At 62.4% G+C, this 22,044-nt stretch carries 21 protein-coding genes; 10 read left to right on the top strand and 11 right to left on the bottom strand.

Annotated elements, in window-relative coordinates:
- The first annotated feature begins 79 nt into the window (after positions 1-79).
- Together A9K71_RS07690 and A9K71_RS07685 are read left to right on the top strand one after the other, a co-directional pair.
- Positions 80-310 (top strand): DUF1289 domain-containing protein, encoded by a 231-nt coding sequence (locus tag A9K71_RS07690; protein WP_066992723.1) that lies wholly within the window; start codon positions 80-82, stop codon positions 308-310.
- 28 nt (positions 311-338) lie between these two features.
- The gene (locus A9K71_RS07685) at positions 339-1,043 is read left to right on the top strand and encodes a TIGR02281 family clan AA aspartic protease (protein WP_066992721.1); all 705 of its coding nucleotides are present in this window, start codon (positions 339-341) and stop codon (positions 1,041-1,043) included.
- An 89-nt stretch (positions 1,044-1,132) separates the two neighbouring features.
- Here the strand turns inward: A9K71_RS07685 and dusA are convergent, their stop codons facing one another.
- Positions 1,133-2,131 carry a tRNA dihydrouridine(20/20a) synthase DusA gene (dusA, locus tag A9K71_RS07680; protein ID WP_066992719.1) on the bottom strand — a complete coding sequence of 333 codons (999 nt, stop codon included), beginning with the start codon at positions 2,129-2,131 and terminating at the stop codon, positions 1,133-1,135.
- 106 nt (positions 2,132-2,237) lie between these two features.
- Between dusA and A9K71_RS31950 the strand changes: the two genes are divergently transcribed.
- From A9K71_RS31950 to A9K71_RS07665, 4 genes are read left to right on the top strand one after another with little or no spacing between them, the layout of a single operon-like run.
- On the top strand, positions 2,238-2,630 hold the full coding sequence (locus tag A9K71_RS31950) for a hypothetical protein (protein WP_197504207.1): 393 nt from the start codon (positions 2,238-2,240) through the stop codon (positions 2,628-2,630).
- The gene (locus A9K71_RS07675; RefSeq protein ID WP_066992717.1) at positions 2,554-3,615 is read left to right on the top strand and encodes a glycosyltransferase family 2 protein; all 1,062 of its coding nucleotides are present in this window, start codon (positions 2,554-2,556) and stop codon (positions 3,613-3,615) included. Before A9K71_RS31950 ends, A9K71_RS07675 begins: the two co-directional genes overlap by 77 nt.
- Complete coding sequence (locus A9K71_RS07670) at positions 3,590-4,282, top strand: class I SAM-dependent methyltransferase (protein WP_066992713.1); 693 nt, start codon at positions 3,590-3,592, stop codon at positions 4,280-4,282. The genes A9K71_RS07675 and A9K71_RS07670 overlap by 26 nt, the downstream gene beginning before the upstream one ends.
- Entirely contained in the window at positions 4,260-4,703 is a 444-nt protein-coding gene (locus A9K71_RS07665; RefSeq protein ID WP_066992710.1) for a GtrA family protein, read from the top strand. Before A9K71_RS07670 ends, A9K71_RS07665 begins: the two co-directional genes overlap by 23 nt.
- 3 nt (positions 4,704-4,706) lie before the next feature.
- Here the strand turns inward: A9K71_RS07665 and A9K71_RS07660 are convergent, their stop codons facing one another.
- From A9K71_RS07660 to A9K71_RS07650, 3 genes are all read right to left on the bottom strand, one after another.
- On the bottom strand, positions 4,707-5,330 hold the full coding sequence (locus A9K71_RS07660) for a hypothetical protein (protein WP_066992708.1): 624 nt from the start codon (positions 5,328-5,330) through the stop codon (positions 4,707-4,709).
- A complete protein-coding gene (locus tag A9K71_RS07655) occupies positions 5,317-6,480 on the bottom strand; it encodes a hypothetical protein (protein ID WP_066992815.1) in 1,164 nt (387 codons plus the stop codon). The genes A9K71_RS07660 and A9K71_RS07655 overlap by 14 nt, the downstream gene beginning before the upstream one ends.
- Positions 6,481-6,828: 348 nt before the next feature.
- Complete coding sequence (locus A9K71_RS07650; protein WP_066992705.1) at positions 6,829-7,131, bottom strand: DUF982 domain-containing protein; 303 nt, start codon at positions 7,129-7,131, stop codon at positions 6,829-6,831.
- A 294-nt stretch (positions 7,132-7,425) separates the two neighbouring features.
- Here A9K71_RS07650 and A9K71_RS07645 point away from each other — a divergent pair, with 294 nt between their 5' ends.
- Positions 7,426-8,883 (top strand): NCS1 family nucleobase:cation symporter-1, encoded by a 1,458-nt coding sequence (locus tag A9K71_RS07645; RefSeq protein ID WP_066992703.1) that lies wholly within the window; start codon positions 7,426-7,428, stop codon positions 8,881-8,883.
- 98 nt (positions 8,884-8,981) lie between these two features.
- Here A9K71_RS07645 and A9K71_RS07640 read toward each other — a convergent pair whose 3' ends face one another.
- The gene (locus tag A9K71_RS07640; RefSeq protein WP_245299551.1) at positions 8,982-10,043 is read right to left on the bottom strand and encodes a peptidoglycan-binding protein; all 1,062 of its coding nucleotides are present in this window, start codon (positions 10,041-10,043) and stop codon (positions 8,982-8,984) included.
- Positions 10,044-10,386: 343 nt separating this feature from the next.
- Here A9K71_RS07640 and A9K71_RS07635 point away from each other — a divergent pair, with 343 nt between their 5' ends.
- On the top strand, positions 10,387-11,640 hold the full coding sequence (locus tag A9K71_RS07635) for a serine hydrolase domain-containing protein (RefSeq protein WP_082980386.1): 1,254 nt from the start codon (positions 10,387-10,389) through the stop codon (positions 11,638-11,640).
- Positions 11,641-11,758: 118 nt separating this feature from the next.
- On the opposite strand, the gene A9K71_RS07630 is transcribed toward A9K71_RS07635, so the two are convergent.
- The 6 genes from A9K71_RS07630 to tpiA all read right to left on the bottom strand — a co-directional run bounded on the left by A9K71_RS07630 (position 11,759) and on the right by tpiA (position 18,999).
- Positions 11,759-13,465, bottom strand: a complete 1,707-nt coding sequence (locus A9K71_RS07630; RefSeq protein ID WP_082980385.1) for a ShlB/FhaC/HecB family hemolysin secretion/activation protein — start codon at positions 13,463-13,465, stop codon at positions 11,759-11,761.
- Positions 13,466-13,753: 288 nt separating this feature from the next.
- Entirely contained in the window at positions 13,754-14,293 is a 540-nt protein-coding gene (locus A9K71_RS07625; protein WP_066992695.1) for a DUF1697 domain-containing protein, read from the bottom strand.
- Between the two features lie 17 nt (positions 14,294-14,310).
- Positions 14,311-15,948, bottom strand: a complete 1,638-nt coding sequence (locus tag A9K71_RS07620) for a CTP synthase (RefSeq protein ID WP_082953678.1) — start codon at positions 15,946-15,948, stop codon at positions 14,311-14,313.
- A gap of 250 nt (positions 15,949-16,198) precedes the next feature.
- Positions 16,199-17,323, bottom strand: a complete 1,125-nt coding sequence (locus tag A9K71_RS07615; protein WP_066992691.1) for a L,D-transpeptidase — start codon at positions 17,321-17,323, stop codon at positions 16,199-16,201.
- Between the two features lie 212 nt (positions 17,324-17,535).
- Entirely contained in the window at positions 17,536-18,060 is a 525-nt protein-coding gene (gene secG, locus A9K71_RS07610) for a preprotein translocase subunit SecG (protein ID WP_066992690.1), read from the bottom strand.
- A 171-nt stretch (positions 18,061-18,231) separates the two neighbouring features.
- Positions 18,232-18,999, bottom strand: a complete 768-nt coding sequence (gene tpiA / locus A9K71_RS07605) for a triose-phosphate isomerase (RefSeq protein WP_066992805.1) — start codon at positions 18,997-18,999, stop codon at positions 18,232-18,234.
- A 144-nt stretch (positions 19,000-19,143) separates the two neighbouring features.
- On the opposite strand from tpiA, the gene A9K71_RS07600 reads away from it, so the two are divergent.
- Together A9K71_RS07600 and trpD are read left to right on the top strand one after the other, a co-directional pair.
- Positions 19,144-21,036 carry a peptidyl-prolyl cis-trans isomerase gene (locus A9K71_RS07600; RefSeq protein ID WP_066992686.1) on the top strand — a complete coding sequence of 631 codons (1,893 nt, stop codon included), beginning with the start codon at positions 19,144-19,146 and terminating at the stop codon, positions 21,034-21,036.
- On the top strand, positions 21,033-22,043 hold the full coding sequence (gene trpD, locus A9K71_RS07595) for an anthranilate phosphoribosyltransferase (protein WP_066992683.1): 1,011 nt from the start codon (positions 21,033-21,035) through the stop codon (positions 22,041-22,043). The genes A9K71_RS07600 and trpD overlap by 4 nt, the downstream gene beginning before the upstream one ends.
- Position 22,044 lies beyond the last annotated feature (1 nt).

The following is a 22,044-nucleotide window of genomic DNA, read 5'->3' as shown; positions in this document are numbered from 1 at the left end:
GCGCCGGTCGACGGCGCATCGCGAAGGGCTTGCATTGGCGTTGCGGTTGCACCATGTGGAGTGAAGGCAAGAGAACAGTATGACGGCCATCGAGTCTCCCTGCATACTCGTCTGTTCCATCGACATGAAAACCGGCTTCTGTTTCGGTTGCGGCCGCACGCGCGATGAGATCGCCGGGTGGATCGCGATGACGCCGGAAGTCCGGCGTGCAGTCATGGCCGAGTTGCCGGCGCGGCTGGAGACGGTCGAACGCCGGCCCCGCCGCGAGACGCGGCGCGCCCGCATGGCGCGCGAGCGCGGCGTGCTGTGAAAGAGCTGGCTGTGAGAAAGGGCTGGCCATGAATCGCCTGTTCTGGGTCGTCATGCTGGTGATCGGCGCCGGCTTGATCCTGCTGATGATGAATGATTCCGCCGGCCGCACCTTCGGCATCGAGAACAACGATTTCAGCAGGCTGATCTGGGTTGGAGTCCTGGTGGCGGTAATCGGCGCCAGCCTTATTCGCTCTGGCCGGCCGCTCGGTGACATGGCGCGCAACTTCGGCGTCTGGGCGGCAATCGTGCTGGCGCTGATCGCCGGCTACCAGTACCGCTACGAGTTGCAAGATGTTGTCAGCCGCGTCACCGCCGGCCTTGTTCCGGGAAGCCCCTTGGCGCTTGGCGTCGATAGTGGCCGTGCCACCGTGACGCTCGACAAGGCCGGCAATGGCCATTTCGAGGCGCGAATCCTCGTCAACGGCAGGCCGGTGCGCACGGTGGTCGACACCGGCGCGACCAGCACGGTGCTGACGGCGGAGGACGCCCAGGCGGCCGGCTTCAACCCAGCGGCGCTGAGCTACACCGTGGACGTCTCGACCGCCAACGGCATGGCGCGTGCGGCAACGGTCAGGACCGACGAGATGGCGATCGGCGGCATCGTGCGCAAGGATATGCCGGTGATGGTCGCGGCGCCCGGCATGCTCGAGCAAAGCCTGCTGGGCATGAACTTCATCGGCTCGCTGTCGGGCTTCGAGGTGCGGGGTGACCGGATGATCCTGCGCGACTAGATCCTCGGTTTTCTGCCCGGAATTGCGTCTAGACAAACAGATGGAGCGGTTCGCCGTTTCTGTGGAACGGTGAAAACCGCCGATCCGCCTCAAGCGGCTTCGGTTTCCGCCGCCACGAAATCTATTGCCGCGAACGCCGTCTTCAGCACCTCTGGCCCGGCGCCGGGTCTGTTGGCGTCGGTGGACAAAATCTGCCGGTAGCGGCGTGCGCCCGGGAGACCGTGGAACAGCCCGACCATATGGCGCGTGACATGGCCGAGCCGTCCGCCCTTCTCGATGTGGCGCGCGGCGTAAGCGGCCATGGCGTCCATCAGCGCCGCGTAGTCGAAAGCGACCGGCGCCTCGCCGTAAAATGTGGCATCGATCCCGGTGAGGATGCCGGGCGTATGATAGGCCGAGCGGCCGAGCATGGCGCCGTCGACATAAGCGAGGTGCGCCTCTGCCTGGTCAAGGGATTGAATGCCGCCGTTGATGCCGATGAATTGGTTGGCCATCCTGGCCTTGAGCCGATAGACGCGCGGATAGTCGAGCGGCGGGATCTCGCGGTTTTCCTTGGGACTAAGCCCCTCCAGCCACGCCTTGCGGGCGTGCACCCAGAGCGCATCGGTGCCGGCCGTCAGCACGCCGTCTGCGAGCATGTCGAGAGCGGGTTCGGGGTCCTGGTCATCGACGCCGATGCGGCATTTGACCGTGACGGGGATTGTCACCGCCGCCTTCATCGCCGCGATGCATTCGGCGACCAGCACCGGCGTCTTCATGAGGCACGCGCCGAAAGTGCCCGACTGGACGCGGTCGGACGGACAGCCGACATTGAGGTTGATTTCGTCGTAACCGAACGCCTCGCCGATCACCGCCGCTTCGGCAAGCTTTCGCGGATCCGACCCGCCAAGTTGAAGCGCAACCGGATGCTCGGCATCGTCGAAGCCGAGCAGGCGCTCGCGTGCGCCATGGATGACTGCGTCCGCTACCACCATTTCCGTGTAGAGCAACGCGCGACGCGTCAGCTGACGGTGAAAGAACCGGCAATGCCGGTCCGTCCAGTCCATCATTGGTGCTATGGCTATTCTAAAATCTTGATACTTCGACATTTTCTTGTTGTTTCAAAAATGTTGGGCCACGTGGTGTGCGCTCTTTTCCCACGAGACGCCCTTTTTCCAGTTTCCGATGCGTCGGTGCACACGGGGCGCACACGAATTGGACACCTTCCCTAAACTAAAATCCGGCTCTTGGAGAGCCCAGGTTCGTCACGGGGCATCTCACGAAGATTTTTGCGCGGCAGGAACGCCGAGATCGGCGCACGATGCAGCGCCGCTCTTTCGCGATCCGGTGGCGCTCCATCCGGCCGGCCTGAAAAAGATGGGCATCAAAATCCTCGATCCAAGGACTTCTGTCGGTACCCGGTTAGATTTCAACCGAACGTTGCGCGCCTTTTTTGGCGAGAGCAGCGCCATTTCTTCCGCAATTAGCGCCTGCTTATGGAACTTTCTGGCCGGTGTTCCATTGCAATCGCATGCAAGAATCTGTCCAGCGGATCCGGACGCGGGCACCGTCCCTACGCTACTCATTGGTGCTGCCGATATACAATGAGGAGGAGGTGTTGCCCCGGCTGGTCGAGCGGATCAGCGCACTGACCGCAAAACTGGACGGAGACACCGAAGTCATCTTCGTCGACGACGGAAGCAGCGATCGAAGCGTGAGCTATTTGCGCGGCATGGTCGCCGCCGAACCGAGCTTCCGCCTGATCGAGCTCTCCCGCAACTTCGGCCACCAGATCGCCATCAGCGCCGGCATGGAAGCGGCCTCCGGCGAGGCCGTCATCGTCATGGACGCTGACCTGCAGGATCCGCCCGAGGTCGTTCTCGACCTGGTGGCGAAGTGGAAGGACGGCTTCGAAGTCGTCTACGCAAGGCGCGTCAGCCGCAAGGGCGAAACCTGGTTCAAGCGCTTTACCGCCAGCCTGTTCTATCGGCTACTGGAGAGGATGACACCGGTCGAGATCCCGCGCGATGTCGGCGACTTCCGCCTCGTCGGCCGGAAGGCGCTGGACACGTTCAAGCGCATGCCGGAGCACGACCGCTTCGTCAGGGGCATGTTCGGCTGGATGGGTTTCAAGCAGGCGGCGGTGCCGTTCGAGCGCCCGGCGCGGACGCTTGGTGAAACCAAATACCCGTTCTGGAAGATGATGCGGCTTGCCATCCATGGCATCATCGGCTTTTCGGAGCGGCCTCTGCAACTGGTGCTGTTGACCGGGTTGGCCATCTCCGCTCTCGCCCTGGCGTTCGGCGCATACGCCATCGCGGCCTGGATCCTCGAAACCGGCGTGATTGCCGGCTGGACATCCACGGTGGTGATCGTGTCGCTGCTAATCGGCATCAATCTTTTCATGACCGGCGTGATGGGCCTTTACGTCGGCAGCATCCATGCCGAGGTCAAACGGCGCCCGCTCTACGTTATCGAAAGGCTGAGTGGCTTCGACCGGCCGATGCGCGTCGCCTCCCGCGACAAGCGCGCTTCGTTTCGCAAGTCCAGGAACGGGGTCACGGCGGATGTCCGAACTCTTCGACAGCTATAGGTCCAGCTACAGTGAGGCAGTCGAGGGCTCGATCCGGTTCTCCGGGCTGCGCCATGATTTCTTCCTGCGTGCCAAGGCCGAGCTTCTGCGACGACTGGTCCTCGAGCAGGACCTCCGGCGGGGCGGCGCAGGCGTGCACGCGCTCGATGTCGGTTGCGGCGTGGGCTCGCTTCATCCGCATCTCGCCGATGTCTTCGATCGACTCGACGGCTGCGACGTGTCGAAGGAATCCCTCGCGCGTGCCAGCGCTGAGAACCCGCACGTCGCGTACAGCGTGTGCAACACCTCACGCCTGCCTTACGCGGATGGCATGTTCGACCTGGCCTTCGCCAGTTGCGTCGTCCACCACGTGCCGCCTGCGTCGTGGCTGGATTTCTTCCGCGAGATGCGGCGCGTTGTTCGGCGAGGCGGACTTGGCTGCATCATCGAGCACAATCCCTACAACCCGCTGACCCGTATGGCGGTGTTGAGATGTCCGTTCGACAAGGACGCCGTCCTGCTTCGCGCTGGCAAGGCGGCATCGCTGCTTGAGCAGGCGGGCTTCCGCGACGTGCACTGCGAGCATTTTCTGCTCCTGCCGTCGGCCAAGCCGCTTGCCCGGAAACTGGAAAGCGCGCTCGCTTGGCTGCCGCTCGGAGCGCAGTATGCCTGTGTCGCCCGCGCCTGAGAATCGTCGCGTCGCCGGCACGAAGCTCCTGGGGCGCTTCGCTTCAGTCGGCCTTGTCGCCACAATCCTCTATGCCGTCCTGACTACAATCTTTGCCCAATCGAACTGGCTCGGGCTCGCGCCCGTCGAAGCCTCGCTCGCCGCTTACGCGGCCGCCGCCCTGTTTTCCTATCTGGCGCACAAATCCTTCACCTTCATGTCGGCCGGCTCGCACCGGTCACAGGCGCCGCGTTTCGTATTGCTGACGATTGCCGGCCTCGCTATGGCTTACGCGGCACCGTACCTGCTGACGGTGACATTCGGCCTGCCGCTCGCCGTTCCCGTTCTCCTCACTTCCTTGGCCATCCCAGCGCTTAACCTTCTTGTGCTCGATCGCTGGGTCTTTGCAGAGCGCCGCCTGCGCGATGACGGGCCGTCCTGAGGATCAAAGCGTGTCCAACCGAAAAGATCTCAGCTTGATGGCGCGGTTGTAGATGTTGCTCGCATCGGCGCTTTGCGGAATGCCGTCGGGATACTCGATGGCCATGTCCAGTGTCGCCTTGCCAGCCAGCACGGCGTGCGGAATGACGAAGGACACAGTTGTCGCCACATCGCCCGACAGCGTCCCCCGATACACCTCGGTCCCATTGGCCGACACGACGATCCTCTGCCAGGTCTGCGGCGGGCGAATAACGGCGGCCATTTCCAGCGTTGCCCGAAGCCCGTCGCGGAGCGGCGGCAGGGTAAGGCGCAGGCGAGAGCTCTCGCCCAGCGAATGGGTGCCGTCCGCCACTGGCCCCGACCAGCCGCAGACCATCATGGTGGTTGCTTCCCGGGCGCCGTCGGAGCGGAACGATACGGTCCGGCCTGGCGTGTAGCGCCCCACGGCGTCCCGGTTGAGGCATGTGGTGGTCTTGTCGATGTAATAGGCGCGGTAATCGTCGTTGACATTCGGGCTGAGGGCAAGCGCCAGGATGGTGATCTCGGCTGCCGCAAGCGCGCCCGCCAGCGCGTAGCCGGCACCCAGGATTACCGGCCTGGTCGATTCCGTCAGCTCAGACCAGCGCAAGATAGCCTCCAAGCCAGGCCACGGTCATGAAGTAGCAGGTGAAGAGGAAGACAATCAGCGCAGCGACCAATGTCGCCTTCGAGCCCGACAACAGCACCGCCGTCAGCATCGTCAGCGGCGCGAGGCCGACGACATAGCGGACCATCGAAGCCAGATTCGAGGTCAAAGGCAGGATGATGGCCATGGCGCAGAACAGGGCCGCGCCAATTTGCCTGCGCGCCGCGAGCACCGCCGCCAGCGCCAGTCCCACGATTGCCGTCGACGCGCTCCATTGCGGCGCACTGGGCCACCAACCGGCCCCGGGGTGATAGGACAGCCCCGCCCAGAGGAACAGCAGCGGGTTGCCGGCCACGCGCCCGAACGCGCGCTGGACATGCACGAAGGCAAAGCCGTCCCCGACCGTGACGTAAAGGTAGAGCATGTAGGCGAACAGGCCGGCGGGCGAGATGAGTATGGCGATGATGAGATCCGGCCGGCCGAGCAGCCAGCGCGGAAAGCCAATGACCGATCCGCCCTTCGCGCGATGCTCCTCGAACATGCGAATGACGATCGCGAACACGGCCAGCACGCCGACGACCCTCGTTGCCGAGAGCAGCGCGCAGGACAACCCAGCGGCGAGATGGTTCGAGCGTTTGAGCGCCAGGAAGAGGCAGGACGTCAAAAGCACGAAGAGCGGCTCGGTGAGGAAGGTGGCAAAATAGAACGAGAACGGGCCGCTCAGCAGGAAGGCGCAATAAAGCACATAGGCCCGCATATTCCTGTCCATGAGCGGCCATGCCACCAGGCACGAGAGGTAGCCGCACGCCAGCGATGCCGCCGTCGCAATCGCGATCGTGGAGAAGGGCAGAATCGTGCGGACCGCCGCCACCAGCATCGGATAAAGCGGAAAGAACCCCCAGCGCCCGACATTGCTGCGGCCAGGAATGGGAAAGCGCTCATAGCCCTGTTCGGAAATGCCGACATACCAGGAGCAATCCCATTTGCAGAAGGCGCGGACATAGGCCGCTAGGCTCGGATCCGGCGACACCGATGCGAATGCGGCGTAGCGGATGGCAAGACCGCTCAACAAAAACAGCAGCGGCACTGCCGCCACCGCGATCACCGTGGGGCGCATGCCGCTCTTCGCACGCGCCACATCTTCAACCGCCAAATCCGCCTCCAACCGTCCGGATGGCATCCGCGTGGGGCCGGCGTCCCTGGCCAACACGCCTCTCGGTCCAACGCTGCATACCTAAAGGGGCGGTGGGATTTTTAGTTCCGCTGCACGATATTCCGGCCGGCATGGCATCCGGTGGACAATCTGCCGGTAGAGCGCCGCCGGCAGGCCATGAAAACAGTCCGGCGTATGACACGACCAGCCGCTGGCCCCGGTGGAAGCCCCCTCACACGCTCTTTCAGGGGGAATTGAAACGACGCAACTCGTGCCAGTAAGGACACAACACCACCGCGGACGTCGGCCTCAGGCCGACGTCTGATGCTGCCGAAGGATTCGAACGTGCTAGCGCCTTAGAGCGTAGACATTGTCCATCGAGGCGCCGCCCAGAGGCAGCGCCATCTCGTCGTCGAGAATCCGAGTGATGCGGGCAAAGCCGACAAAAGCCTTTCTCGCCTCCTCAGCCGACATCTTGCCAGCCATAGCTGCCGAGCAGCAATTCACGGCGCATTGATAAACGGGGCCGCGCCTCCCCGTTGGCCACTTCCGCAGGAACACCATCGCTTCGGAGACGCTGTCGACTTCCTCCAAGGGGTATCCCTGCCCACGCGCGATCCGCACTGGGGTAAAGAAATGCAAGCGATCCATCACTATCCTCCCGGTCGACCGCAAAGCGGCCGAACCCGCATAAACGCATGTCCAGGGGTTTGGTTCCATACAATTTTGGTTGCTGCTCGAAAAGGTTCGGAACCGGACAGGGCACGATCAGCAACCCGACTCAAGTGAAGGCGATTCCTGTTTTGGCGCGACGAGAAGCGCGATTCTCATTGAATGACTTTAAGGCCAAAGCCGGCAAATGGATTGCTTGTAGGTTCCCCAGCGGCAGGCTTACCCTCACCAGTTAACGCGGGTCGCCGCGTTTTGCAAAAGGGGACAGTTGCAATGACCATACAAGGCGCTTCGCCGGACCTCTACAACGAGGATCTGGCTCCGGCAACAGTCAGGAACTGGGGGCCGTTTTCAATCTTCAACGTCTGGACTTCCGACGTCCACAGCCTCTGGGGCTATTATCTCGCCGCGAGCCTTTTTCTGTTCTGCGGCGGCTTCGTCAACTTCATCATCGCCATCGGCATCGGCTCGCTGATCATCTACTTCCTGATGAACCTTGTCGGCTATGCCGGCGTTAAGACCGGCGTGCCCTACCCTGTGCTTGCGCGCGCCTCCTTCGGCATCTGGGGTGCCAACGTTCCGGCGCTGGTGCGCGCCGTCGTCGCCTGCTTCTGGTATGGCGCGCAGACGGCCGCCGCGTCGGGCGCAATCGTCGCGCTGCTGACGCGGCTGCAGTGGTTCGACGAGTTCAACAGGACCTCGCATCTGCTCGGCCATTCCACCCTGGAGGTGATCTGCTTCGTCGTCATCTGGGCGCTGCAGCTTTTGATCATCCAGAAGGGTATGGAAACGGTGCGCCGCTTCCAGGACTGGGCCGGACCCGCCGTTTGGGTGATGATGCTGATCCTGGCGATCTATCTCTGCGTCAAGTCGGGCACCTTCGCCTTCACCAGCGATATTCCGATGGACGTGCTGCTCGACAGGACCAAGGATGCCGGCGTGCCAGGCGAGCCGGGTTCGTGGACCGCGCTGTTCGCGGTGGCGGCAATCTGGGTAACCTACTTTTCGGCGCTCTACCTCAACTTCTGCGACTTCGCCCGCTACGCGCCCAACAACGCGGCGCTGCGCAAGGGCAACATCTGGGGCCTGCCGGTCAACCTGATCCTGTTCTCGCTGGTCGCCGGCGTCACCACGATCGCCGCCTACGACGTCTATCACGAGGTGCTGCTCCACCCCGACCAGATCTCGGCCAAATTCGACAGCTGGTTCCTGGCGGCGCTTGCCGCGCTGACCTTCGCGGTGGCGACCCTGGGCATCAACGTCGTGGCGAACTTCGTCTCGCCGGCCTTCGACTTCTCCAACGTCTTCCCGCGTCAGATCGACTTCAAGAAGGGCGGCTATATCGCGGCGCTGATCGCGCTGGTGCTCTATCCGTTTGCGCCGTGGGAAGGCAGCGCTGCCTCCTTCGTCAACATCATCGGCGCAACGATGGGGCCGATCTTCGGCGTGATGATGGTCGACTATTATCTGATCCGTAAGGGCGAGGTCGACGTCAACGCGCTCTACCGCGAAGATGGCGAGTTTCGCTTCCAGGGCGGCTGGCACGTCAACGCCTTCATCGCCGCCGGCATCGGCGCGATCTTCTCCTCGATCCTGCCCAACTTCACCAACTGGCTGCCGTCCTGGTGGGGCGTCTATGGCTGGTTCTTCGGGGTCGCGATCGCGGGCGCCGTCTACTATGTGCTGCGCACAATGGCGCTCGGCGCCGGCGCACGCATGGCCAAGGCTTAACACAGTCGGGGCGGCGAAAGCCGCCCCATTTGCTTCGTCTCACTTGCCCACCATCTCGGGCCAGCCAATGCGGGGTCCTTGCGCTCGAAAAAGTTGCGTCAGGGCAGTTCGAGCTCGGGCTCAATGATGTAGATGGTAGGATCCATTTCTTCAGGAGACACGACGACCACGTCCTTGCCTGTTGCGTCTATATAGCCGTCCGTAACAGCAAAGCCCGCCATAAGCTGGTCGTCCGTGAGAGGATACCAGGAACCGAATTCGTGAGAGTAAGACGCGATAGCCAACCTTGCCAAAATCGCGTTGTTATATAGATCGACCTCGTAGTCCTCAGAAAATTTTCCGGCCGAGTATCTCTTATAGCCATCGATATAAGGATCGCGAGAATTCTTACCTCGATACTTGTCGACAATGGCGCCGACGGTGACCTTATCCTTGCTGCCATTAAAGTATATTTTTCGTAGCAGGAATCCCCAAGCGCCTACTCCGTACTCCGGGGCCTCATATATGGCAGTTTGATTTCCATGACGATCCGGCAACGTGCATCCCATATATCCGTTCATGCTGTCTCTCTGCCAATTGGAGATGTTGATGGCACCCGGATTGTTGGTTCGGAGAGCTCTTCGAGTAAGCGTATTTGACGAGTCGTAGTCGGCGTCCGGTTGGCCGCTGAAGAAGTTGCCAAGGCCGGCCAGGCTTCTGAAGTCGAATTGAGTGCCTTGCGCATATTTCGCATCGTCACGAAAAGGCGGATCCAGACGGCGCATGATGTTCGTGTCCCAAAACGGCAACCCCAGCGCTTTGCCGGTCCGAATGCTCACGACACCGTCAGCGGTTATCCCATGCGCCGCCTGGAAGGCCTTCGTGGCGCTCTCTGTTTGCGGGCCAAACAATCCATCAACATCGGAAGAGTAAAACCCTTTGTCCTCGAGCACGCATTGAAGGAGCGCGACCCTGCGATCAGGAACCTGGCTTTTGGTCAATTGAAACACCGGATCCTGCGATCCGCCGGCTGCCCGCCGAACACCGGCAAAGGCGACGAGAAACGGCAGGGTTGAGCTTGCGAGCACGTGCCTTCGTGTCACCGGAAAGGTGGAAGTCTCCGATACTTTCGCAAGAATTCCCGCTTGTCGCTTCTGACCAAGATATTCGAAGTCGAACATCGCCATTCTCCAAGCCGCCGAGCACCATTTGCTGGCACTAACGCCGTGCTTAGCTAGGCGAGTTCTGCCAAAGCGCTCCACGCCCAGCGATACACCTTGGCTCCGGACCTCATCTTATCGTATCTTTGCCTCGGAACGTAGCTTATGCGGAGGGCGCAAGTTGGAGAGGCGAGTTCCCGTCCGGGTTGAGAATGTTTGTTTAGACGAACTTGCGCTCGCCAACCAACGCCGGCGCTGTGCGCTTCCCCGCCAAGAGCTCCAAAACGCCCTGCCCCCGACTTTTCGATCCTTAACTGCTCACCATGATGTTCGTCCGACCTTTTTCTAAATGTGGAGAATGGCAATGGAAGAGAATGGGTTTCGTCTGATCGTCCGCTGCATCGGTTCCGTCGCCCTGTTTGCTTTTTCCTTCCAAAACGCATTCGCAACCAATAGCGCGCGATGCGTTGCGAACATCGAAAAAGTGATTGCCGATGGGTCGGTTCCGGCGAAGGCAACGCCGCTGCCCTCGGAGCTCAGCGCGAAGCTTGACGCTGCGGTTCGATCCGCGCTGCCCAAGACGGCGGCACCAGGTGTCATCGTCGGCGTGGTGACACCTTCCGGAACATGGAAGGCGGCGTATGGCAAGGCCGACCCTTCCGCCGGCACACCCATGGCTGTGGGGATGCACACGCGCATAGGTTCAGTTACCAAGACATTCACCGGCACGGCGATCATGCAGCTGGCCGAAGCTGGGAAGCTGTCGCTTGACGACAAGATCCAGAAATACGTGCCCGGCATCCCCAATGGCGATCGGATCACGCTCCGCCAGCTCGCCGATATGACCAGCGGCATTGCGAGCTATACCCAAAGTGCAAAATTCCAGGATGTCTTGTTCTCCAAGCCTCAAACGATCTTCACGCCCAAGGAGCTGGTAGCCATCGGCGTGGCAGAATCGCCTCTCTTCGAGCCCGGAGCCTCGTTCAACTATTCGAACACCAACACGATCCTGCTCGGCATGGTCATGGAGCAGGTTACTGGAAAGACCGTCGGCGAGGTTTTCAAGGAGCAGATCTTTGATCCGCTGAAGCTCAAGAATACGTCCTGGCCGGGCGACTCGGTGGATTTGCCGGTGCCCTATGCTCAGGGCTTTACCCTGCAGGGGGATTTTGCCAAGCCGGATGCACCAAGCAACGCGACGAACTGGAACCCATCCTGGGGATGGACTGCAGGGGAACTGATTTCCAATATCGACGATTTGCTGGTTTATGCTCGGGCACTGGGCACCGGGAACGGCTTGCTGGGGGCAGCTGCGCAGAAGGAGCGGCTGACCTTCCCGGGCGCGGCCGGCTACGGGATCGGCGTCGGTTGCATCGGCGGCTGGGTGGGCCATACGGGCGAACTGCCAGGCTACAACACGACCTTGTTTTACAAGGCAGGTGCGGACATAGCCGCCGTGGTCCAGACCAACAGCGACATTGCTTCCGGCGATTGCAAGGCGGAGCCGACGCTGACCGACGATCCACGCGACACGGTCTGCTCTTCGCCTGCAACGCGTGTATTTGTTGCGGTTTCAGAGGCTCTTGGCCAGCCGTATACGCCGCCCAACCCCCACTGAATGCCGGATGAGAGCCGAGACGGCTCGACAATTTTGCAGCGGCTCACCCGTTGTGAGCCGCTCCGTCTCCTCGTTTGAAGCACGGCGGAACTCTGTGTCGGGCTTTCCCGGCATCGCTCTAATATGAACCGATGAGTTGGAACAGGAATCGCGTGCCGGTATCGGCCAGCTCTTGGCTGTCTTGGAACGGTATTGCGACTATCGCCCTTGCATTGAGGTGTTGTCCGAAAGAAGCTGCCACCCCCACCCCGGCCGAGCCCAGTTCTGCCTCGGTGTAATCCACGCCCGTGTCGTGGTTCCGGATCGCGCCATAGTCGACGAAGGCAAACACGTTCAAATTCGAGAAGGGCGAAGATTCCGGGAGTTGGATGTTTCGCCCCAGTTCCAGCGCGGAGGCTATCCCACTGTCGCTGGAAGCCGCCGAGCCGTCGAAGGCCAGCCCATAGGGATCGCCGCCGAGCACGAGTTGCACCGCCGATGGAAGCGCCGTGGGCGCATACTGGGCAGCGACGCGAAGACGAATGGTGGTGAGCGGGACGATCTCCTTGCGCAGGTCGAGATCGGCGCGGAAAAACCGATAGTCGTCGGGAACGCCTTCACGCGGCGCATGGGGGTTGCTGCTGTCGCTCGCGCCGAGGGCGTCCAGACCTTGGCCGAAAGTGCCGGTCAACGAAATGGCGCCCTTGTCCAGCTCGCCGATATAGTTCAGGGACGTTGCCAGCCATCGCAGGTCTTCGTCCGTCGCCCTTTGCCCGCTGGCGCCCAGCGAGTTGTCTTTGAAGTTCAGCTCAATCCGGCCGAAAAGACTATGATCGATTGTCCGCAGGAAGGGGTAGTTGGCATAGACTGTCCCGAAGGTCGACTGAATATCGAGTTCGAGAGGCCCGAGATCGCCGCCGGGTTCGGAAGATACATGGCCGAGGCTGTAGCCCACGTGCAATCCGTCATATCCTACCGGAACATCCTGCGAGCCGAGGACGAATTTGAGCTCGTCCGGGCTGGCGGGAATGGTGACCCCAACGATTTTCGTCGCCTCAAACAGCCTCAGCGCATCGTTTAAGGTACCGGTGCCGGTCAGCTGGTACGGACCGACCGCGTCGCTGCCAAAACTATCGAATATCCCTGTTGCGCTGGCACGGTTGAAGCTGATGTCCAACTTCAGATCCCCGCCCGCCGAGGGCGTTTCGGGACGCGTGAAGACGCCTTCAATCGTCAGGCCGGCAAGGTCGCTCATCAACAGCAGTACGCGCTCGGCTTCCTTGATGCGGATCGGACGCATGGCGACGATGCGATCGATATAGGGCCGCAGACGTTCCTCGACGTTGGGCACAGCACTCTTGATGGTGACCTTTCGCACGTAGGATTCATACAGAATGATGACCACGTTACCGGAAGAGACGTCCTGCTTGGGCACGACCGCCCACGAGAAATATCCTTCCCGCTGGTAGATGGCGTCGATCCTCTCCGCGATCGCGTAGACTTCTGCGAGGCTGATCCTTTTGTTCAGATCCCCGGCCCAGGCAGCTCGAAGTGTTTCATTTGCGACCGTGACGGCGCCTCGAACGGTTACCGATCGCAATATGAACTTTATTTTTCGAGCCGCGGCGGGCGGGGTTTCCTTGCGGGCATCGGAAACCGAAAGATCGATCGTGCCGGGCTTTCGCGGGGCCGAGTAGCGCCGGATGATTTCGTTCTGATCTGACACCACCGAACCAATTTGATCGGAGATCGTCTGAGCCTCCGTTGGCCCGACGGTCAGGGCCCAGGCAGCAAGAATCGCAAGAATAACGATCGTCGGCTTCACGAGCGCGAGCAGCTCAGGCAATGCTTTGCGGCTAGGCACTTGTAAGCCTGGCTGAGACTTGCTCACAAACTCACGATGCCCCCTGACATGTAGACTTGAGCAAACCTTATCAAATCTCCCGTTTTGCGCCAGCTTCTCGAAAGGAGAATCATCTCCAGATTGCGTGAAGGTGTTTCTCAGCGGCCTTTCATCGGAACGGTCGCCTGCCTCAGATTTCGGTGAACGATCGAGGAATCGGATTCGCCCTGCTCCGGCGCGGAGGGTTGAGACTTGAGTAGTCGGGGCGGCGAAAGCCACCCTTATTTCAACCTATTTGGCGACCATCTCGGACAGTCTGCGCACCGTATTCCAGTTGCGCGATGTGCCGATCCCCATGCGCTTGTGGTTTGCTGCGGCGAGCAGCCGCGAGCTTGGCCGCTCGCGCGAAAAGACGACCCAAATATCGCCGTCGACCGACAGCACCTTCTCGTCCGCGGCGGCATAGGCTGTAAGAGCCGCTGCGGCTTCTTCAGGCGCCGGCCGGCGCATCACCCGCACCGCAACCTGATCGCCGGCTTTTGCCGATTCGTCCGGGAACGGATTGGCGGCAGCAAGCTTCAGCCAGTCTTCTGCGTCGCGCACGATGATATCGACATGGCGGCCGAAAGTCTCTTCGAAGGCCTTTTCCAGCCGCCGTTCGAGACCGGAAACGCTGGCCGTCCGCGCCTCGAAGACCAGATTACCCGTGGCGACCAGCGTGCGGACGTTTTTCAGCCCGATGGCTTCGGCCATCGCCTTGAGCTCGGACATGACAACGCGCCGCCCCTCGCCCAGGATGATGCTGTAGAGCAGCGCGACGTAAGTTCGCATGGTCGCCGGCCGATCGTTCAGACCAGCCGCGACTGCTCCACCGCCGCTTCGATGAAGCTTGCAAACAGCGGGTGCGGCTCGAGCGGGCGGCTCTTCAGTTCAGGGTGGTACTGCACGCCGATGAACCAGGGATGGTCGGGATATTCCACCGTCTCCGGCAGCACCCCGTCTGGCGACATGCCGGCAAAGACCAGGCCGCAATCCTCAAGCCGCTGCTTGTAGTCGATGTTCACCTCGTAGCGGTGCCGGTGGCGCTCGGAGATCTGCGTGTCGCCGTAGATCTCGGCGATCTTCGATCCCTTGGCGAGGTCGGCTTGATAAGCGCCGAGGCGCATGGTGCCGCCGAGATCGCCGGTAGCCCTGCGCTTCTCCAGCATGTTGCCCTTCAGCCATTCCGTCATCAGGCCGACCACCGGCTCCTCGGTCGGGCCGAATTCGGTGGAAGAGGCATGCTCGACGCCGGCGAGCGACCGCGCAGCCTCGATGCAGGCCATCTGCATGCCGAAGCAGATGCCGAAGTAAGGCACCTTGCGCTCGCGCGCGAACTTCGCGGCCAGGATCTTGCCCTCGGAGCCGCGCTCGCCGAAACCGCCGGGAACGAGAATGCCGTGCACCTTCTCCAGCCACGGCGTCGGGTCTTCCTTCTCGAAGATCTCGCTCTCGATCCAGTCGAGCTTGACCTTGACGCGGTTGGCAAGCCCGCCATGCGACAGCGCCTCGATCAGCGATTTGTAGGCGTCCTTGAGGCCGGTGTATTTGCCGACGACGGCAATCGTCACCTCGCCTTCCGGATTGTGGATGCGGCTGGAGAGCGCCTGCCACGGCTCCATCCGCGGCTTCGGCGCCGGATCGATGCCGAAGGCGGCAAGCACCTCGGAATCCAGCCCTTCCTTGTGATACGCCATCGGCACGTCGTAGATGTGCGGCACGTCGAGCGCCTGGATGACGGCGCTCTCGCGCACATTGCAGAACAGCGAAAGCTTGCGGCGCTCTTCCTTGGGGATCGGCCGGTCGGCGCGCACCAGAAGGATGTCGGGCGCAATGCCGATGCCGCGCAATTCCTTGACCGAATGCTGCGTCGGCTTGGTCTTCAATTCGCCGGCGGTAGGGATGTACGGCATCAGGGTGAGATGCACATAGACCGCGTTGTTGCGCGGCAGGTCGTTGCCGAGCTGGCGAATCGCCTCCAGGAACGGCATCGCCTCGATGTCGCCGACCGTGCCGCCGATCTCGCACAGCACGAAGTCGTAATCGTCATTGCCCTCGAGGACGAAGTGCTTGATCTCGTCGGTGACGTGCGGGATCACCTGCACCGTCGCGCCGAGATAGTCGCCGCGCCGCTCGCGCTCGATGATGTTCTTGTAGATGCGGCCGGTGGTGATGTTGTCCTGCTGGTTGGCCGAGCGGCCGGTGAAACGCTCATAATGGCCGAGATCGAGATCGGTCTCGGCGCCGTCGTCGGTCACGAACACTTCGCCATGCTGATACGGCGACATCGTTCCGGGGTCGACATTGAGGTAGGGATCGAGCTTTTTTATCCGCGCGCGATAGCCACGCGCCTGCAGAAGAGCCCCAAGAGCTGCTGCGGCGATGCCCTTTCCGAGTGAGGAAACCACGCCGCCTGTGATGAATACATATCGCGCCATGGGAGTCATCGCTTAACGCGGCCTGATTGATTCCGCCAGAGAAAAAACCGCCGCGAAGGCTTTTTCCCAAATGGCGCTGGTGTCCGGATGGGCATTTCTCTGAAGCATGCCGCCCAAAACTGTGCAGTGGTTTTGGGAGAACGGCAGGCATCAGAACAGAAACTCGAAAGCGCCGCACCTGCGTCTTTCAACGCGACGCGCTTTGATCAAAGAAAAAGGGCCGGTGGTGCCGGCCCTTTCGGCAGTTTGCTTCAACGCGTTAGATAATGACGACCTTGGTGCCGACCTTGACGCGGCTGTAGAGATCCATGACGTGCTCGTTGATCATGCGGAAGCAGCCGTTGGAGGCGCTGGTTCCGATCGACTGCGGTGCAATGGTGCCGTGGATGCGCAGATGCGTGTCCTTCTTGCCGTCATAGAGGTAGATGGCGCGCGCGCCGAGCGGGTTTTCGCCGCCACCGGGCATGCCGTCCTTGTACTGGCCATAGTGCTTCGGCTCGCGCTTCTGCATGTCGAGCGTCGGGATCCAGCGCGGCCATTCCTGCTTGTCGCCGACGGCCACCGTCCCCTTGAACTGAAGACCTTCACGGCCGACTGCGATGGCGTAGCGGCGCGCGGTGGAAAACGATTCGACGAGGTAGAGACGGCGAGCAGTCGTGTCGATGACGATCGTCCCGGGCTCATAGCCGGTGAAGGCAACGTCCTGCGGCACGAACTCCGGCTTCACCTTGAACGGCCTCTTGGCATCCTTCTTGGCGAGCGCCGAATCAAGCGCGCGGGTCTCCGGCAGATAGTTGATCGAGGTCACCGAGGACCCCCCGAACAGGCCGGCGAACAGCCCGCCGCTGCTCGCCCGCTTCTGGCCGGGCTGTTCGCTGCGCAACTCACCGTTGTTGCCGGTGGCCGTGATGTTCATCGCGTCGGCCGGGATGGGCTCCTCGGCCTGGAGCGAGGCGATCGGCGCCACGGGCATGATCGGTTCGATGATCTTGACGGTCTTCTTCCCGGGCTTCGCATCGGCCACTTCGGCCGGCGCGGCCGAACCCTTCTTGGAGAGCCATTCCTGACGCGCCGCATCCGCCTTGGCCTTGGCCGCCTCGCGCATCGCCAGCTTGCGGGCTTCGAGCGCCTTCTGCTTGGCCGCTTCCTTGTCGGCAGCGATCTTGGCCTCGAGCTTTTCGATCTGCGCGAGGTCGTCCGGAGTCGGGTTTTTCTTCTTCTTGAGAAGCCTCAGCTGCGATGCGTCGCTCTTGGCGGCGACGGGGATTGCGTCGGTCTTCTCTACCGACGGCGAAGCGGCCAGGTTTGCCGGTGAGGCAAAGGCCGCGGATCCCATGCCGAATACGGCACAGAATCCCAAAAGGATGAAGCTGCGAAGCTGCATGGCGAAGATCCGATTTTCTATGCTAGTTGCCCAACGGCGTCGCCCGGCGCCCCCCAAGGACGCCGAAAGTGCCGCGCGCAATCTATAATCGATTAGCCAGCGCACCCTCAAGCTGAGCGACGTGTTACATTTGGTTGAATCTTCGTGATCGAGCGGCATTTGCCGCGACTGTGTTCAAAGAACAACAGATCGCGGCGGCAATGCTTGTCCGGCTACTGGTTCGGAACCTGCGGGGTGACCGGCAATGTAACGCCGTTCGCGGCCGGCGGCGTGGTCGGATTCGCGGGCGCCGGTGTTGCGGGAGCAGTGGCCGGAGCCGTGGTGGTGCCGCCATTCGACAGCGGCGTGGTGGTCGTCGCGCCGCCCGACGGGGCGGGCGGCGCGGTGCCGGTAGCCGGCGCCGCCGGCTGCGAGCTGCCCACCGGACCGGTGGCGCCCGGCAATTGGTTGAGCACGCCCTTGCCGGCATTGCCCGAGGTCGAAGCCGGTGCCCTGTCGAGGATGTCGATCGGCTTCTCGCCGTAGCGGGCAAGGATGGAGAGCGCGAGCGAAGTCACGAAGAAAGCCGCGGCCAGGATCGCAGTCGCGCGGGTAAGCGCGTTGGCTGCGCCCCGCGCCGTCATGAAACCGGAACCGCCGCCAATGCCGAGACCGCCGCCTTCGGAGCGCTGCAGCAGCACCACCCCGACAAGAGCGAGCACGACCATAAGATGAACGACGATCAGTACCGTTTCCATAATTTATCCTGGCGAGGCCTAGCGCGGCCGCGCATACGACCGGTGATTTGGAGGCGGCTCCTTACAATGCTTTGGCGGCATTTCCAAGCCCGTGGCCGGGAATATGGGGAGCAATCAGGCCATTGCAACGATTTGGGCCGCGCCCCTGCCGCCGCGGGCCACCGCCTGCGGCTATGACATGTGCATATAGGCTTCGGCAATGGCGAGGAAGTCGGCCGCCTTCAGGCTTGCGCCGCCGACCAGCGCGCCATCGACATTCTCGACGCCGAGCAGCTCCACAGCATTGGACGGCTTGACCGAACCACCATAGAGAATGCGCATTCTGGCCGCGGCATCGCCGAGCAGCGCCGTCAGCTTGCCACGGATATGGGCATGCGCCTCGGCGACGTCGGCCGCGGTCGGCGTCAGGCCGGTGCCGATGGCCCAGACGGGCTCGTAAGCGATGATGGTGTTGGCGGCGGTGGCGCTCGCCGGCACGGAACCGTCGAGCTGCCGCGACAGGACATCGAGCGTCGCGCCGGCTTCACGCTCGGCGCGCGTCTCGCCGATGCAGATGATGGCCACCAGCCCTGCCCGCCAGGCGGCCGAAGCCTTGGCATTGACGATCGCATCGTCGTCGCCGCATTGCTCGCGCCGCTCGGAGTGGCCGACGATGACATGGCTTGCGCCGGCATCCTTCAGCATCTCGGCCGAAATCTCACCCGTATAGGCGCCGCTCTCCTTGGGGTGGCAATCCTCGCCGCCGGCGCGAACCGGAGTGCGCGAAAGGATCTCGGCGGCCTGGTGAAGCAAGGTGGCCGGAACGCAGACCAGGGCTTCCGTCTCCGCATCGAGGCCGCTCATGAAGCCGTTGCCGATCATCCTCAACTCGTTGAGCGAGGCGCTGGTGCCGTTCATTTTCCAGTTGCCGGCAACGAGCGGACGGATTCCAGGGGTCATGGCGTCGAGTTCTCCAGGCAACATAAGGCAGCGCCCTCACTACCAAAATCGGGCCACAAAGCAATCGACAGTGGGCCGGAAGGACGCTATTGCGCTTGTTTCAGAGTCGGCGCATGCGAAAATGCGCAAAGATCGGAAGTGGGCATGCTTGGTATTTTGAGAAGCGCGGCGGGCACCTGGGTCGCGAAAGCTTTGCTGTCCTTGCTGGTGGTGAGCTTTGCCGTCTGGGGTATTTCCGGGCGCCTGTCGGGAAGCTTGGCTGGCCATCATTCGGTGATTACCGCCGGCGGCACCACGGTTTCGATCAACGAATACCGCCTCGCCTACGATCGCCAGATCAACCTGCTGTCGCAGCAATATGGCCAGCGCATCACGCATGAACAGGCTAAGCTGCTCGGCCTCGACAACCAGGTTCTGGCGCAGCTCGTCTCCGGCGCCGTTCTCGACGAGCAGGCTCGCAAGCTCGGGCTTGGCCTTTCCAAGGACCGGCTGGCCGAGCTGACGCGCGAGGATCCGGCCTTCAAGGGTCCAGGCGGCCAGTTCGACCGCAGGACCTTCGAATATTTGCTGAGCCAGATCGGCATGCGGCCCGAGGACTATCTGAAGAATCGCTCGCAGGTGGCGGTCCGCCAGCAGATCGTCGAGGCGATTTCCGACGGCCTCAAGGCGCCGCAGACCTTCCTGAAGGCGGTCGCGCTCTATCGCGGCGAGGACCGCACGATCGACTATCTCGTCCTGCCGAAGACACTCGTCCAGCCGATCGAGGCGCCGTCCGACAGCGCGCTGAAAACCTATTTCGAAGCCAACAAGAAGAACTACGCGGCGCCGGAATACCGCAAATTCTCCTATATCCGGCTTGAGCCGCAGGACATCATGGACCCGACGGCGGTGACCGATCAGCAGGTCGCTGACGACTACAACAAGAACAAGGCGCGCTATACGACACCCGAAATGCGCACCATCGAACAGCTGGTGTTCAAGACGCCGGACGCGGCCAAGGCGGCATTTGACTCCCTGAAGACCGGCGCCACCTTCGACAAGATCGTCACCGCCGAGGGCAAGACGCAGGCCGACACCGTGCTCGGCACGCTGGCAAAGGACAAGATCGCCGACAAGGCGGTGGCCGACGCAGCCTTCTCGCTCAACGTCAATGAGGTCAGCCCGGTGGTTCAGGGCGCCTTCGGCCCGGTGCTCTTGCGCGTCACCGAGATCAAGCCGCAGGTGGTGAAGCCGCTTTCGGAAGTGTCCGACCAGATCCGCAAGGATCTTGCGCTCGGCGAGGCAAGCCGCGTCCTGCTCGACGTCCACGACAGCTACGAGGACACCCGCGCTTCCGGTGCCTCGCTTGCCCAGGCGGCCGACAAGCTAAAGCTCAAGGTCGTCACCATCGACGCCATCGACCGCACCGGCCAGCGGCCGGACGGCACGATCGTCAACGACCTGCCGCAATCGGCGGACCTCATCAAGGCCGTCTTCGAGGCCGAGCCGAACACCGAGAATGAAGGCCTGACCACTGCCGCCAACGGCTTCGTTTTCTATGAAGTCCAGTCGATCACGCCGGCGCGCGACCGCACGCTGGAGGAGGTTCGCCAGAAGGTGGTGGCCGACTGGACCGCGGCCGAGACCGACAAGCGGCTCACCGCCAAGGCCGGGGAGTTGGAAAAGCGCCTCAAGGCCGGTGCGACGCTCGACGTGATCGCGGGCGAGCTGAAGCTCGAGAAGCAGACCAAGCGCGGCCTGAAGCGCGAAGCCGACGATGCCGATTTCGGCAAGGAGGGCGCGGCGGCCATGTTCGGCGTCGGCGAAGGCGGCACGGGCCTGATCCCCTCGCCCACCGGCGACGGTCAGATCCTGTTCAAGGTTGCCGAAGTCTTCGAACCTGCCGGTGCCGATGGCAGCTCTGTCCCGGAAGACGCGCAGAAATCTTTCAGCGCTGGCATATCCGACGACCTGCTCGATCAGCTGGTGGCGCAGCTGCAGTCGCAATATGACGTTCGTATCGATCCGGCCGCCGTTTCCCAAGCACAGACACGATGAGCGCGCTTAAGACATATATTGCCAAGGTCGCGACCGGCACCGCGCTCTCCTTCGAGGAAGCGCGCGAGGCCTTCGACATCATTATGTCGGGCGACGCGACGCCGGGGCAGATCGGTGGCTTCCTGATGGCGTTGCGCGTGCGCGGCGAAGCCGTGAGCGAGATCTCCGGCGCGGTCGCCACGATGCGCGCCAAGATGCTCCGCGTGGAAGCCCCGCGCGGCGCCATCGACATCGTCGGCACCGGCGGCGACAATTCGCATTCGGTCAACATTTCGACCGGATCGGCATTCGTCATCGCCGCCGCGGGTGTCCCGGTGGCCAAGCACGGCAATCGCGGCCTGTCCTCGCTAACCGGCGCGGCGGATGTGCTGATGGCGCTAGGCGTCAAAGTCGACATCGCACCGGAGACGATCGGCCGCTGCATCCAGGAAGCCGGCGTCGGCTTCATGTTCGCGCCAGCGCATCATCCGGCGATGAAGCATGTCGGTCCTGTCCGGGGCGAGCTCGGCACGCGCACTATCTTCAACCTGCTCGGGCCGCTGTCGAATCCAGCCGGCGTCGGCCGGCAGATGGTTGGCGTCTTCCTGCCCGAATGGATCATGCCGGTGGCTGAGACGCTGAAGGCGCTGGGTACCGATCATGCCTGGATCGTGCACGGCGACGGTTATGACGAGATCACCACCACGGGCGAGACGCAGGTCGCAGAGCTCGCCGGCGGCGAGATCCGCACGTTTACCCTCACTCCGGAAGCGGTCGGACTGAAGCGGCATAACAAGGAAGACCTCCGCGGCGGCGAAGCGGCCTACAACGCCAGGGCATTGCGCGATATGCTGGGCGGCGCTGCCGGCGCTTATCGCGATACCGTGCTGATGAATGCCGGCGCCGGGCTGGTGGTGGCCGGCAAGGCAACGACGCTCGGCGATGGCATCGAGGCAGCAGCGCAGGCCATCGACAGCGGCCGGGCGCTGGCGGTGCTCGACAAGCTCATCGAGATTTCGAACGGTTAGA

Origin of the sequence: Mesorhizobium sp. WSM3873 (genome assembly GCF_001672445.1) — a bacterium.
Taxonomy (GTDB): domain Bacteria; phylum Pseudomonadota; class Alphaproteobacteria; order Rhizobiales; family Rhizobiaceae; genus Mesorhizobium.
Note: the sequence above shows the minus strand (reverse complement) of the source record. Positions and strands in the feature narration are given on the sequence as shown.

Coding starts and splice junctions, on each gene's coding strand:
- dusA (WP_066992719.1), bottom strand. CDS start 2,131: ATGTCGAAGTATCAAGATTTTAGAATAGCCATAGCACCAATGATGGAC.
- A9K71_RS07620 (WP_082953678.1), bottom strand. CDS start 15,948: ATGACTCCCATGGCGCGATATGTATTCATCACAGGCGGCGTGGTTTCC.
- A9K71_RS07690 (WP_066992723.1), top strand. CDS start 80: ATGACGGCCATCGAGTCTCCCTGCATACTCGTCTGTTCCATCGACATG.
- A9K71_RS07685 (WP_066992721.1), top strand. CDS start 339: ATGAATCGCCTGTTCTGGGTCGTCATGCTGGTGATCGGCGCCGGCTTG.
- A9K71_RS07670 (WP_066992713.1), top strand. CDS start 3,590: ATGTCCGAACTCTTCGACAGCTATAGGTCCAGCTACAGTGAGGCAGTC.
- A9K71_RS07635 (WP_082980386.1), top strand. CDS start 10,387: ATGGAAGAGAATGGGTTTCGTCTGATCGTCCGCTGCATCGGTTCCGTC.
- A9K71_RS07650 (WP_066992705.1), bottom strand. CDS start 7,131: ATGGATCGCTTGCATTTCTTTACCCCAGTGCGGATCGCGCGTGGGCAG.
- secG (WP_066992690.1), bottom strand. CDS start 18,060: ATGGAAACGGTACTGATCGTCGTTCATCTTATGGTCGTGCTCGCTCTT.
- A9K71_RS07665 (WP_066992710.1), top strand. CDS start 4,260: ATGCCTGTGTCGCCCGCGCCTGAGAATCGTCGCGTCGCCGGCACGAAG.
- A9K71_RS07600 (WP_066992686.1), top strand. CDS start 19,144: ATGCTTGGTATTTTGAGAAGCGCGGCGGGCACCTGGGTCGCGAAAGCT.
- A9K71_RS07675 (WP_066992717.1), top strand. CDS start 2,554: ATGCAAGAATCTGTCCAGCGGATCCGGACGCGGGCACCGTCCCTACGC.
- tpiA (WP_066992805.1), bottom strand. CDS start 18,999: ATGACCCCTGGAATCCGTCCGCTCGTTGCCGGCAACTGGAAAATGAAC.
- trpD (WP_066992683.1), top strand. CDS start 21,033: ATGAGCGCGCTTAAGACATATATTGCCAAGGTCGCGACCGGCACCGCG.
- A9K71_RS07645 (WP_066992703.1), top strand. CDS start 7,426: ATGACCATACAAGGCGCTTCGCCGGACCTCTACAACGAGGATCTGGCT.
- A9K71_RS07640 (WP_245299551.1), bottom strand. CDS start 10,043: ATGTTCGACTTCGAATATCTTGGTCAGAAGCGACAAGCGGGAATTCTT.
- A9K71_RS07615 (WP_066992691.1), bottom strand. CDS start 17,323: ATGCAGCTTCGCAGCTTCATCCTTTTGGGATTCTGTGCCGTATTCGGC.
- A9K71_RS07625 (WP_066992695.1), bottom strand. CDS start 14,293: ATGCGAACTTACGTCGCGCTGCTCTACAGCATCATCCTGGGCGAGGGG.